Origin of the sequence: Alkalicoccus luteus, assembly GCF_012034335.1 — a bacterium.
Lineage (GTDB): Bacteria > Bacillota > Bacilli > Bacillales > Salisediminibacteriaceae > Alkalicoccus > Alkalicoccus luteus_A.
The window spans coordinates 125,018-137,842 of the sequence record NZ_JAATHJ010000002.1 but is presented as its reverse complement, the minus strand read 5'-3'; the positions used below and the strand labels follow the sequence as shown (position 1 = coordinate 137,842).

The following is a 12,825-nucleotide window of genomic DNA, read 5'->3' as shown; positions in this document are numbered from 1 at the left end:
GTGATTTACAGCATTCACTCGGATACTGGAAAGGTACGGAGCCACAACGAAGATTCTGTTCTGTTTCATGAACGGTCGGGCTGGTTTCTTACGGTAGTTGCAGACGGAATGGGGGGGCATCAGGCCGGAGATGTTGCCAGCCGCATGGCCTGTAATCGCATGCTGGATCAGTTTAAATCAGCCGCAGATGCGCTTGATACGGAAACGATCGAAGAGTGGCTTCGGAAAACAGTAGATCGAATTAACTCGGATTTATTTACTTATCAGCAGGAACACCTTGACTGCCGGGGGATGGGGACGACCTTGACCGCTGCAGTAGGAAGAGGGGAAGACGTTTACTATATAAACGTCGGTGACTCAAGGCTCTATCTTCTGACAGGAAATGCAGTTACTCAAATCACAAAGGACCAGTCTCTAGTTGGAGAACTCGTCCGACAGGGAGAGCTGACGGAGGCCGAAGCGGAAGTGCACCCGCGCAGAAATGTTCTGCTTCAGGCTCTCGGAACGGAAATGGATGTTTCCGGAGAAATTGGTTCTATTCGCTGGAGGCCTGAAGATACTTTGCTGTTGTGTACGGACGGACTGACAAATAAACTGGCAGACTCACTCATTATGGAAATTGTTCATAATGAAACAAGCCTGGAAGATGCTGGTGAAAGGTTGATTGCCTCGGCGAACGATAAAGGCGGCGAAGATAATATAACAGCTGCACTCGTCCGGTTTCATAATCAGGACGGCGGTGCGCTATGATCGGCCGCAGAATCAATGAACGCTATAAGCTGATTCGTCCGATTGGCGGAGGTGGAATGGCAGATGTGTATCTGGCGAAAGACCTGATCCTGGACAGACACGTCGCTGTCAAAATGCTTAAAAGTCAATTTTCCAAAAACGAAGAGTTTATCCGCAGATTTCATCGCGAAGCGGAGGCGGCAACCAGTTTATCTCATGAAAATATTGTATCCATCTATGATGTGGGTGAAGAAAATGATCTTTATTATATCGTCATGGAGTATGTCGAAGGGCAGACTCTAAAGGAGTACATTCAATCTAGCGGTGTGCTGACTGTGGAGGAAACCGTGCGGATTCTGAAACAAATTGCAGAAGCAGTGAAACACGCCCACGACAATCAAATCGTTCACCGGGATGTAAAGCCCCAGAATATTCTGATGAGCGTAAACGGTCAGGCGAAAGTGACCGATTTTGGTATTGCCAGGGCGATCAGTGAAGCTACGATTACGCACACGAATTCGATTCTTGGATCTGTGCATTATCTGTCCCCGGAGCAGGCAAGGGGCGGACAAGTCACATATAAATCAGACTTATATTCACTCGGAATTATTGCATATGAAATGCTTACCGGAAGCGTGCCGTTTAAAGGTGATACGGCAGTTACCATTGCATTGAAGCATCTGCAGGAGCCGCTGCCTGAACTCCGTACTTCTGCTGTACCGAACAGCGTGAAAAACATGATCACCCGGCTGACTGCTAAAAAGCCTATAGACCGCTTCAGCGGAGCAGGGGCTCTGCTGGAGAATCTGCATACGGTGCTGGACCCGTCAAGACGTTCTGAGCGTCTGCTTGAGTGGAGCACAGAAGAAGAGGAAGAAACAAAGAAAATGCCTGCTGTTTTTCCGGCGGGAAGGGGCAGCGACCCGGAAACAATTGTGCATACAAAGGCCGGTGCAGCAGGTGAACATGAGCAGACACCGGCAAAACCGTCGAAAAAGAAAAAATGGCTTCTCCCAGTGATGATTGCTGTCTTGCTGACACTGAGTGCGTTTATATGGCTGCCTGGTCTTTTGCATGTCGATGAAGTAGCGGTTCCGGATTTGGCTGGTCAGCATGCTGATGCAGCCGCTGAGCAGTTGGAAAGTCTCGATCTGGAAGTAGAACGAGCATACCGGGAAAGCTCGGATACAGCTGATAACCATGTCATCAGTGTGCAGCCTGATGAGGGAACGAACGTAAAAGTAGGTTCAACCGTCAGACTTGTCATAAGTGAAAATGATGCATCTCTTGAAGTGCCGGATGTCACAGGGCTCTCAGAAGAAGAAGCTCAAAGCCAGCTTGAAGCATTCGATGAGGTTTCTGTTTCATACGAGACAGTCTCCGAACAGGAAAACGGCATTGTTTTAGAGCAGGAGCCTTCAGCCGGCGAGACCGTGATCCCATCTGAAACAACAGTGATGCTTAACGTGGCTGAACGTGAAGTTGTATCTATCGGCAATCTGTTTGGTATGACAGAAGAAGAAGTAACGGAATCATTTGAAGGCGTTCCTTATGTGACCGTCAGATTTACGGAAGAATACGATGAATCGATGAGTGAGGGCAGAGTAATCGAACAGGATCCGCCGCGCGGAACAGAAATAACGGAATCGACTACTGTAATGGTTACCCTTTCCGGAGGGCCGGAACCAGGACCTGCTGTAGCTTCAGCAGAAGTGCCATTCTCAGTACAAGTCCCTGAAAACGGCAATGGACGCTCTTATCAGATTGAAATCCAGGTGATTGATGATGAAAATGATACACCTGCAGAAGTCATTGACGAAGAGATCACATCCTCCACTGAATTTGATGTTCCTATGAGAGTAGAGGAAGGCTCTACCGGTTATCTGATATTGTACGTTGACGGAGAAGAATTTGATGCTTCACCTTATGAATACACGTTTGAAGAAGTACAGTCGTACAGTACGGATGAATAAAACCATTCAGGGAGGTGACTATGGAAAAAGGCAGAATTATTAAAGCACTCAGCGGCTTCTATTATGTTGAATCCGAAGGCCGCACCGTACAGTGCCGTGCACGAGGTAATTTCCGAAAAAAAAAGATCACACCGCTTGTGGGTGATATCGTTGGGTTTGAAGCGGAAAATCCTACAGACGGATATATTCTGGCAGTTGCTGACCGGAAAAGTGAACTTTTCAGGCCTCCGATTGCAAATATTGATCAGGCTATTCTCGTTTTTTCAGCAAAAGAACCGGATTTCAGTCCGCTTCTGCTTGATAAATTTTTAGTGCACACAGAAGCTGCAGAGCTGGAATCTGTGATTTGCGTTTCGAAAGCGGATCTCGGACTCGAAAAGGCAGACCCTTATTTATCAGCCTATGAAAAGGCCGGTTATCGTGTGATTATCACCTCTTCCGAAACAGAAGGCCAGGTGAATGAACTGCTTCCAGTGCTGTCGGGCAGACTGTCAGTTTTTGCCGGACAATCGGGAGTAGGGAAATCATCTATCCTCAATGCGCTTAAGCCGGAATTAAAGTTGGAAACTGCGGCCATCTCGAAGAGCCTGAACCGGGGAAAACATACGACGCGCCACGTTGAGCTGATTCATATGCCAGATGGAGGCTTTGTGGCTGATACACCGGGATTCAGTTCGCTGGATTTCCGGCACGTTGAAACGGAGACACTCAGCGCTATGTATCCGGAAATGGCCGCAAGAATCAACGACTGCAAGTTTAGAGGCTGCACCCATTTAAATGAACCCGGGTGTGCAGTTAAACAGGCAGTTAAGAGCGGAGAAATTCCAGCGTTCCGCTATCAGAGCTATAAACAATTTTATGAGGAAATTGCTAATAGAAAACGGAGGTACTGATGATGACGGAAAAAATAGCCCCATCGATTCTCGCTGCAGATTTTGCTAATCTTGCATCTGAAATAAAAGAAGCAGAAGCAGCTGGAGCAGACTATATTCACATTGATGTCATGGATGGCCGGTTCGTGCCCAATATTACTATAGGGCCTCTTATCGTGGAAGCAGTCCGGCCGCATACGAAACTTCCACTCGATGTGCATCTGATGATTGAAAAACCGGAGAACTATATCGATGCATTTGCTGATGCCGGAGCAGATATTATCAGTGTTCATGCTGAAGCGTGTCCACATCTTCACAGGACCATTCAGCAAATAAAAAGCCGTGGTGTAAAAGCAGGCGCCGTATTAAATCCCGGAAGTCCGCTCAGTATGGTGGAAGAAGTAATCGATGATCTGGATCTACTGCTTTTCATGACGGTCAATCCCGGCTTTGGCGGACAGAAGTTTATTCCATCTGTGCTAAATAAAATTAAACGCGCCAGCGAATGGAAGCCAGAAACATTGGAAATTGAGGTTGACGGAGGAGTAAATGCAGAAACAGCACGGCTTTGCCGGGAGGCAGGGGCTGATGTCCTCGTAGCAGGCTCTGCATTTTTCCAGGCACCTGACAGAGCAGAGGCAATGCGCTCGCTTCGTGCTGAATCCGGTCAGACAAACTAAACCAAATAACCGCATGGGGAGCCGGAAACCGGCTGAGAGGGTGCAGACAGGCACCGACCCAGTGAACCTGTAAGTTAATGCTTACGAAGGGATGTGGAATCGTGAGGGAGCATACAAGCTCCCAAACAGGCCGTATCCAAAGGGTATGGCCTTTTAGCTTTTCTGTGATGAGAGGATGATGTTCATGCGCTCAAGTAAAGTAATCATAATGATAGAGACAGCTCTTATGGCTGCCCTGGCACTTATTCTCAGCTTCATTACTATATTTACGATGCCGTTTGGAGGCTCTGTAAACTTAGCGATGCTGCCGATCGTTCTGCTTTCATTCAGAAGAGGACCGGCAGCTGGAATAATGTGCGGGTTTTTATTCGGGCTGTTAAATTTGATAACAGGTCCTTATGTTGTCCATTGGTCTCAGGCGCTGCTCGAGTACCCGGTTGCCTTTGCGCTCGTAGGAACTGCAGCATTTTTTACCGCCTGGCTTGGCGGTAAGCAAGCGATTGGTGCTGTTGCAGCCGGGATTATAATCGCTGTGCTGCTGCGATTTGCAGCGCATTTCAGTGCAGGCGTTATCTGGTTTGGAGAGTTTGCACCTGAGGGAACACCGGTGGCTTGGTATTCATTTTTGTATAATCTTGGTTACCTTGGACCGTCATTGCTTCTGATCTTACTTGTAACCATCTTTCTTTTGAAAAAAGGCGGCAGAATTCTAGAGCCTGAAGGCAGGATAACATGAAGCCGGTTATTATTGCAGGAGGAAGCCCGGAGCTCTCAAAAGCTCATTTAATCCGGCTTGTGGAGTCCTATCCTGGTGCAGAGGTGATTGGAGTGGATCGAGGGGCAGCTTGTGCAGCAGCCTGCGGCATTCGGATGAGCAGAGCACTGGGGGATTTTGACAGCGTAACGCATATGGAGAAACTGCAAATTACCCAGTTTGCTGAAATCGTTGAGGGCCACCCGCCCGAAAAAAACCGGACAGATTTGGAGCTTGCACTTGATAGTGCGAAGGGGGATCCGCTGATTGTCACCGGAGCCGGCGGCGGAAGACTGGATCATACGCTGTCAGCCGTTTTCCTGCTTGAAGCAGCTCCGGAGCAAACCATGATTGAAGAGGAACATTACTCAGCGCAGCTGCTTCGCCCGGGCACCCACAAATTGTATTCGCGAGGGCATCGATATGTATCGCTGATACCGTTAAATCACTCGGCAAAAGAAGTCACAACGACAGGGCTGCAGTATCCGCTGCAGCGGGAGGCCTTGTTCCGGAGCCGTTCATTAAGCATAAGCAATGAATGGGCAGGAAACGGTGTAGCTGAAGTGTCATTTACAGAAGGTCTGCTGATTTTCATCGAATCAGACGATGCCGGATACGGGCAGAAGTGAGCATCAAAGTTCTTATCGTCAGCATAAAACAAAAAGCTTCCGTCCCGGATTCGGGAAAGAAGCTTTTTGCTGCGATTATACGCGCTGTACTTTGCCTGATTTCAGAGCGCGGGCGGATACGTAAACGCGCTTTGGCTTACCGTCCACCATGATGCGGACTTTTTGCACGTTAGCACCCCAGCGACGCTTAGTAGCGTTCAGTGCGTGGGATCGTTTATTGCCTGTAGACGGCCCTCGGCCGGTAATAACACATCTGCGTGACATATGCATTCCCTCCTTCATTTCACTAGCATCGATCATACCTGAATATTGTAGCATTGTACATTTTTTAATTCAAGCAGTAATTTCAAGTAATGAACCTTGACAGATGATATCGCAATTTTGGAGCTTTTGTGCTATTCTCTTAGACGGGTGCATGAACTATGCAAGCAGTCATGCGTATAGTAGAATGACGGTAGCTGAAAAGCCAAATACCCCATGAGGAGGATTACCTTCTATGACGATTGAAATGAACACGAAATACGGAAACATTGATGTTTCCAGAGAAGTTGTAGCTGTAATAGCCGGCGGTGCAGCAGTGGACTGCTACGGTATTGTCGGCATGGCTTCTCAGAAGCAGCTGAAAGACGGCATCACGGATCTTCTCGGTAAAGAGAACCTGGCAAGAGGTGTTGTCATCCGTGAAGAGGGTGAACAGATTCATATCGATATGTATATTATCGTCAGCTACGGTACAAAAATATCAGAAGTAGCACATAATGTGCAGCAGAAGGTGAAATATCAGCTTAGCCAGATGCTTGGATTAAAAGTTAGCTCGGTAAATATTTTCGTTTCAGGAGTAAGAGTTACGAATTAGTTTTATGTCAGGAGGAACGTACGTGGCAATGAATACAATTAACGGAAAAAAGCTTGCTGCCATGATGCAGGAAGGTGCCGCCAATTTGTCTGCCAATTCGCAGCGAATCGATGCACTTAACGTTTTCCCTGTTCCGGACGGTGATACAGGGACAAACATGAATTTAACAATCACATCCGGGATTCAGGAAGTGAAAAATAATGAACAGAAACATGCGGGAAGCGTCGCAGCAAGCTTCGCCAAAGGCCTGCTGATGGGCGCGAGGGGGAACTCGGGTGTTATTCTCTCCCAGCTGTTCAGAGGATTTTCCAAAGCGATTGAGAAAAAAGAAACGCTGGCTCCAAAGGATCTCGCTGATGCGTTTGATAAAGGAGTGGAAACTGCATATAAAGCGGTTATGAAGCCTGTTGAAGGAACAATTCTTACTGTAGCTAAAGATGCAGCAGCATCAGGGAGAGAGAATGCGGAGCAGGAGGATTGCCTGGAGCTGATGAAACAAGTGCTCGCAGAAGCTGAACAGTCACTTGAGAGAACTCCGGACCTGCTGCCTATACTAAAAGAAGTCGGTGTTGTCGACTCCGGCGGCCAAGGTCTCGTAACGATCTATGAAGGATTCGCTGCTGCCATGGAAGGCCGCTCGATCGCTCCTTCCGAAGAAACGCCGTCGCTTGAAGAACTGGTTAAATTTGAACATCATCAGTCTGCTCAAAGTCACATGTCAACCGAAGATATTGAATTTGGATACTGTACAGAAGTAATGGTAAAATTCGCGTCTGATCAGCTCCATGAAAATCCGTATGATGAAGAAGCATTCAGGCAGAAGCTGAGTGAGTACGGGGATTCGCTCCTCGTTGTGTCAGATGAAGATCTGCTGAAAATACATATCCACGCGGAGTATCCGGGGGATGTGATCACAGAAGCACAGCGTTTTGGATCTCTTATAAATATTAAAGTCGAAAACATGCGTGAACAGCATTCCTCTCTGCTGGAGGCAGACAAAGCTCCTGAAGTTCCCAAAACAAAAGCCGGACCATCCAAGTATGCGGTCATTACGGTAGGAATGGGCTCTGGGATCACGGAACTTTTCGAAGGGCTCGGCTGCAGCAAAGTGATTGAAGGCGGGCAGACAATGAACCCTTCTACGGAAGATTTCATAAAAGCGATCGAGGAAGTGAATGCGGAGCGTGTGATTCTGCTGCCAAACAACAGCAATATTATTATGGCAGCTGAACAGGCTGCAGAAGTAGTGGAAAGAGACGTTGCGGTAGTCCCGAGTAAATCGGTTCCGCAAGGCCTCGCTTCTATGCTTTCATTCAACGAAGAACAGAGCCTCGACGATAATATTTCCGCAATGAAAGAGTCGCTGCAGTTTGTTAAAACCGGGGAAGTAACCTATGCTGTGCGCGATACAAGCTTAAATGGGGTATCCATTAAAAAAGGCGATTTTATGGGTATTACAGGTAAAGATATTATTTCTAACGGGGAAAACGTTTCAGAAGTTTCCCGCGAGCTGCTTGGCCATCTGATCGATGAAGATAGTGAGATTGTCACGATCATCTTTGGTGAGGACCGCGTTGAAGAAGAAGCAGAGGAATTGTCCGTATTTATTGAAGAATCGTTTCCTGAGGTGGAAGTAGAAATTCATGCAGGAAGACAGCCACTTTATTCTTATATTATTTCAGTCGAATAACAATTCGCTTTAAAAAGGGGGCGGCTTCATCATGGCAGCAGTTAAAATTGTTACTGATTCCACAGCTGATATACCGAAAGAATGGACCGACAAACTAAATATTGAAGTAGTACCGCTGAAGGTGCATTTCGGTGAAGAATCGTTTGAGGACGGAGTTACGCTCACATCGGATGAATTTTACAGCAAGCTTGCTACAGCGGATAAAATTCCAACGACGTCGCAGCCGACGCCGGCTCAGTTTGAAGAGATTTATAAAAGGCTGCTTGAGAATGGTGACACGGTTATTTCCATTCACCTTTCAGCAAAGCTCAGCGGAACGTTTCAGGCTGCTTCCATTGCGAAAGACTCGATTGAAGCATCCGACCGGCTTCATGTAATTGACTCAAAGCGGGCTTCCTATGCAATCGGTCTGATCGTTGTGGAAGCTGCAGAGCTGGCCGCATCCGGAGCAGACAGTGAGGAAATTCTTACAAGAATCGAAACGCTGCTGGAGGATACTACCGTATTTTTTATGGTGGATACGCTTGAATACCTGCAGAAAAACGGTCGTATCGGAAAAGCTTCGGCATTGATGGGGTCGCTTTTGAAAATCAAACCGATCCTGTCGCTGACAAACGAAGGTGAGGTATACCCATTTGAAAAAGTTCGTGGATCCAAAAAAGCTGGACAGCGGATCAGAGCAGAATTTTTAAGGAGATTTAACGGTAAGCCCCTCCATGTCGGCATCTCTCATGCTATGGCAGAGGACGAAGCTAAAGCATTTATGGAGTCGATGAAAGAGCAATTCGATATCCAGCAGGAAGTCATTACTTCGATCGGACCAGTTATCGGTACACATGTTGGACCTGGTACCATTTCGATCAGTGCCGCACCAATCAAAAGGTAACGATTAAAAGCAGCTCCTTTAGAAATCTTCACGGCTGAAGCTGTGAAGATTTCTTCTGTGTGTGTTCAGCCGTCGTTTACGGATGACCCGGGATATGAGATGATATATTAGGAAAATAATAAGTTGACAGCGCTTTCACTAAAGCGGGAGGTAGATAAACATGAAGTACCGAAGTGTATTTGAAATCATAGGACCTGTGATGATCGGGCCTTCGAGCTCACATACTGCCGGAGCTGCCAGAATTGGCCTTGTCGCCAGACAGCTGTTCGGCAAGGCGCCGCAAGAAGCAGATTTTCACCTTTACGGTTCATTTGCAAAAACGTACCAGGGTCATGGCACGGATGTAGCATTGCTCGGTGGCGTCCTCGGTTTCGATACGAGCGATGAACGAATAAAAGACGCCTATCGCGAAGCGGAAGAAGCGGGCATTTCATCTCGTTTTATTGAAGAAGACGAGGTTACCCACCATCCAAATACAGTAAAAGTCGTCCTGCGTTCCGGCGATTATGAAATGTCCCTTGCCGGGATTTCGATTGGTGGAGGAAAAGTAGAAATCAAAGAACTGAACGGCTTTGAGCTGCGACTCAGCGGAAACCATCCTGCAATTTTAGTCGTACACGATGACCGGTACGGAGTGGTCGCAGGTGTTGCGTCTATTCTCGCTGCAAGGCAGCTGAATATCGGACATATGGAAGTTTCCCGAAAAGAGCAGGGTAAAGAGGCGCTGATGGTGATTGAAGTAGATCAAAATGTAACGGCACGTACGCTTGGTGAATTAAAGAAAGTGGAGCACGTCCGACAGGTTACGAAGATACACGAGTAGGAGGGAAGAACATGTTTCGAAATGCAGAAGAACTCGTATCAGCAGCTGAAAGAGAACAGATTCAGATTTCGGAAGTGATGATTCGTCAGGAAATGCAGGTGCACGACCGCTCTCGGGATGATATTATCGCACAGATGGAACGAAATCTGGATGTCATGGAGCGCGCTGTAAACCGAGGAATTACAGAGAGTGTAAAATCTGTATCCGGATTAACAGGAGGCGACGGGAAAAAGCTTCATGAATATATGATGATCAATGACACACTCTCTGGTAATCTGACGCTGGATGCTGTTGCGAAAGCGATGTCGACAAATGAAGTTAATGCGGCAATGGGAACGATCTGTGCGACGCCTACAGCCGGTGCTGCCGGTGTTGTTCCAGGCACCCTTTTTGCAGTTAAGGATAAGCTGAACCCTACCAGAGAACAGATGATACGCTACCTGTTTGTGAGCGGAGCATTCGGATTTGTTATTGCCAATAACGCATCGATTTCCGGAGCTGCCGGCGGCTGTCAGGCTGAAGTTGGTTCAGCGACCGGAATGGCAGCAGCTGCGATCGTCGAAATGGCCGGCGGAACGCCTCGCCAGTCCCAGCAGGCCATGGCAATCGCATTAAAAAATATGCTAGGACTCGTCTGTGATCCGGTGGCGGGCCTGGTAGAAGTTCCCTGCGTTAAGCGAAATGCATTTGGGGCTTCTCATGCGCTTGTAGCTGCTGACCTTGCACTTGCCGGCATTGAAAGTAAAATTCCGTGTGATGAAGTGATTGACGCCATGTATCGGATTGGGCAGAATATGCCGACAGCACTTAAGGAAACCGGAGAAGGGGGACTTGCCGGAACGCCGACCGGCCGGCGTCTTCGTGATGAAATATTCGGAGAAAAGCAAAAGGCGTGAACGTACTGGAGCAGCCGGTTACCTCTGTGAAAGGGATTGGCGGTAAAGCAGAAGAACAGCTTGCCCAGCTTAATATTTATACAATTGAAGACCTGCTTTTTTACTTTCCATTCCGCTACGATGATTTCTCGATCCGCCGTGCAGATGAAGTACAGCACGAGGAGAGAGTCACGCTGCAGGGAACCGTTCACAGTGAACCTGAACTCCGTTTCTATGGGCGGAAAAAATCAAGGCTTACACTGCGGATTTTATCAGACGGCGTTCTGGTGCAGGCCGTGTTTTTTAACCAGCCGTTTTTGAAGCGTCAAATCTCACCCGGAGATTACGTGATTTACCACGGTAAATTTGATAAACATCGTCTGGCTGTCCAAGGTGCGATTATTAAAAGCGGAGCTGCTGAAGGGGCTTTTGAACCGGTCTACCCGCTAAAAGGAGACATAAAGCTGACTTCGCTTCGAAAGTGGATTGCAGCGGCTTATGAGCTCCATCAGCATGACATTCCTGAAATACTCCCTGCTCAGGCGATGGAAAAATACAGGCTGCTTTCAAGAGCGGAAGCCTGCAGATCGCTTCATTTTCCGGAAGATATGAGTGTTTTTAAGCAGGCTAAGCGCAGAATGGTATATGAAGAACTTTTACTTTTTCAGCTGAAAATGCAGCTCTTCAGGCGTAAGGCTAGAGAATCATCGGAAGGAACGGCAAAAGTGTGGCCGGACGATACTGTGACGTCCTTTCTCGCATCACTGCCATTTCCACTTACAGGAGCGCAGCAGCGCGTACTGGACGAGATTTTAACTGACATGAAATCACCTTTCAGAATGAACCGGCTCTTACAAGGGGATGTCGGCTCCGGTAAAACAATTGTTGCCGCTGCAGCTCTGCTTGCAGCTGTTAAATCAGGAAATCAGGGGGCTCTCATGGTTCCTACTGAAATTCTCGCCGAACAGCACTTTGACTCGCTTACGAAGCTTTACGAAGGAATGGGGGTCAGGGTGGGTCATTTAGCCGGATCATCCAGAGCAGCAGAGAAAAGAGAGGTGCTGCAGCAGCTTAAAGACGGAGAGATAGATGTGATCACAGGCACTCATGCACTGATACAGGATACCGTGGACTTCTTCAGACTTGGACTTGTTATCACGGATGAACAGCATCGCTTCGGCGTTCAGCAGCGTCGTGTTCTCAGGGAAAAGGGAATGAACCCGGATGTGTTATTTATGACCGCTACGCCGATCCCCAGAACGCTTGCGATCACGGCATTTGGTGACATGGATGTTTCTACAATCGATGAAATGCCGGCTGGCCGGAAGCAGATTGAAACGTACTGGGCGAAACCGGACACGCTGCCGAGAGTCATGCAATTTATTCAAAAGGAAGTGGCCAAAGGGCGTCAAGCGTATGTTATCTGTCCACTGATCGAGGAATCGGAAGTGCTTGATGTACAAAATGCGATTGATCTGCACGCACGCTTCCAGGCAGCATTGCCCGATTTAACGACAGGGCTTATGCACGGTAGACTCCCTGGTCCGGAAAAAGAAGAAGTCATGCAGGCATTTGCTTCGGGGAATGTGGATATTCTTGTTTCGACAACGGTAGTGGAGGTCGGGGTTAATGTTCCAAATGCCTCGGTTATGGTTATTTATGATGCAAACCGGTTCGGGCTCGCACAGCTTCATCAGCTGCGCGGAAGAGTAGGACGAGGAAGCGAGCAGTCTTATTGTATTCTGCTTGCCGATCCAAAGTCCGAATCAGGCAGAGAGCGAATGGCTATCATGACAGAAACAACAGACGGTTTCGAGCTGTCCAGACGGGATTTGGAGATGCGCGGACCTGGAGATTTTTTTGGTTACAAGCAAAGCGGTCTCCCTCAGCTTAAAGTGGCAGATATCGTAGAGGATTACCGTGCCCTCGAGACAGCCCGTGAAGATGCAGCTAGACTTGTACAGTCCGAAGCGTTCTGGCAGAATGAACAGTATCTTCTTCTTCGTGAGGCTCTGTCGAGACAGGCTGGTGATTTATCTCAGCGCATCGACTGACACC

Annotated in this window: 13 protein-coding genes and 1 riboswitch; of the genes, 12 read left to right on the top strand and 1 reads right to left on the bottom strand. The window is 47.9% G+C overall.

Annotation, left to right across the window (positions count from 1 at the left end; translation table 11 throughout):
- The 6 genes from HCN83_RS02255 (at nt 1) to HCN83_RS02230 (ending at nt 5,637) form a co-directional block, all read left to right on the top strand.
- Entirely contained in the window at nt 1-750 is a 750-nt protein-coding gene (locus HCN83_RS02255) for a Stp1/IreP family PP2C-type Ser/Thr phosphatase (protein ID WP_168004688.1), read from the top strand.
- Entirely contained in the window at nt 747-2,702 is a 1,956-nt protein-coding gene (pknB, locus tag HCN83_RS02250) for a Stk1 family PASTA domain-containing Ser/Thr kinase (protein WP_168004687.1), read from the top strand. The genes HCN83_RS02255 and pknB overlap by 4 nt, the downstream gene beginning before the upstream one ends.
- A 20-nt stretch (nt 2,703-2,722) precedes the next feature.
- On the top strand, nt 2,723-3,595 hold the full coding sequence (gene rsgA, locus HCN83_RS02245) for a ribosome small subunit-dependent GTPase A (protein ID WP_168004686.1): 873 nt from the start codon (nt 2,723-2,725) through the stop codon (nt 3,593-3,595).
- 2 nt (nt 3,596-3,597) lie between these two features.
- Nucleotides 3,598-4,254, top strand: a complete 657-nt coding sequence (rpe, locus tag HCN83_RS02240; RefSeq protein WP_168004685.1) for a ribulose-phosphate 3-epimerase — start codon at nt 3,598-3,600, stop codon at nt 4,252-4,254.
- Nucleotides 4,255-4,258: 4 nt separating this feature from the next.
- Nucleotides 4,259-4,363, top strand: a riboswitch (TPP riboswitch).
- 75 nt (nt 4,364-4,438) lie between these two features.
- Nucleotides 4,439-4,990, top strand: coding sequence for an energy-coupled thiamine transporter ThiT (thiT, locus tag HCN83_RS02235; protein WP_168004684.1), 552 nt, complete (start codon nt 4,439-4,441; stop codon nt 4,988-4,990).
- On the top strand, nt 4,987-5,637 hold the full coding sequence (locus HCN83_RS02230) for a thiamine diphosphokinase (RefSeq protein ID WP_168004683.1): 651 nt from the start codon (nt 4,987-4,989) through the stop codon (nt 5,635-5,637). The genes thiT and HCN83_RS02230 overlap by 4 nt, the downstream gene beginning before the upstream one ends.
- 75 nt (nt 5,638-5,712) lie before the next feature.
- Here the strand turns inward: HCN83_RS02230 and rpmB are convergent, their stop codons facing one another.
- Nucleotides 5,713-5,901, bottom strand: coding sequence for a 50S ribosomal protein L28 (rpmB, locus tag HCN83_RS02225; protein WP_168004682.1), 189 nt, complete (start codon nt 5,899-5,901; stop codon nt 5,713-5,715).
- 232 nt (nt 5,902-6,133) lie between these two features.
- On the opposite strand from rpmB, the gene HCN83_RS02220 reads away from it, so the two are divergent.
- The 6 genes from HCN83_RS02220 to recG all read left to right on the top strand — a co-directional run bounded on the left by HCN83_RS02220 (nt 6,134) and on the right by recG (nt 12,821).
- Nucleotides 6,134-6,493 carry an Asp23/Gls24 family envelope stress response protein gene (locus tag HCN83_RS02220; protein ID WP_168004681.1) on the top strand — a complete coding sequence of 120 codons (360 nt, stop codon included), beginning with the start codon at nt 6,134-6,136 and terminating at the stop codon, nt 6,491-6,493.
- Nucleotides 6,494-6,515: 22 nt separating this feature from the next.
- Nucleotides 6,516-8,183 carry a DAK2 domain-containing protein gene (locus HCN83_RS02215; RefSeq protein ID WP_168004680.1) on the top strand — a complete coding sequence of 556 codons (1,668 nt, stop codon included), beginning with the start codon at nt 6,516-6,518 and terminating at the stop codon, nt 8,181-8,183.
- A 31-nt stretch (nt 8,184-8,214) separates the two neighbouring features.
- Nucleotides 8,215-9,069 carry a DegV family protein gene (locus HCN83_RS02210; RefSeq protein ID WP_168004679.1) on the top strand — a complete coding sequence of 285 codons (855 nt, stop codon included), beginning with the start codon at nt 8,215-8,217 and terminating at the stop codon, nt 9,067-9,069.
- Between the two features lie 160 nt (nt 9,070-9,229).
- Nucleotides 9,230-9,892, top strand: a complete 663-nt coding sequence (gene sdaAB, locus HCN83_RS02205) for an L-serine ammonia-lyase, iron-sulfur-dependent subunit beta (protein WP_168004678.1) — start codon at nt 9,230-9,232, stop codon at nt 9,890-9,892.
- 11 nt (nt 9,893-9,903) lie between these two features.
- On the top strand, nt 9,904-10,788 hold the full coding sequence (gene sdaAA / locus HCN83_RS02200) for an L-serine ammonia-lyase, iron-sulfur-dependent, subunit alpha (RefSeq protein WP_168004677.1): 885 nt from the start codon (nt 9,904-9,906) through the stop codon (nt 10,786-10,788).
- Nucleotides 10,785-12,821, top strand: a complete 2,037-nt coding sequence (gene recG / locus HCN83_RS02195) for an ATP-dependent DNA helicase RecG (RefSeq protein WP_168004676.1) — start codon at nt 10,785-10,787, stop codon at nt 12,819-12,821. The genes sdaAA and recG overlap by 4 nt, the downstream gene beginning before the upstream one ends.
- Nucleotides 12,822-12,825 lie beyond the last annotated feature (4 nt).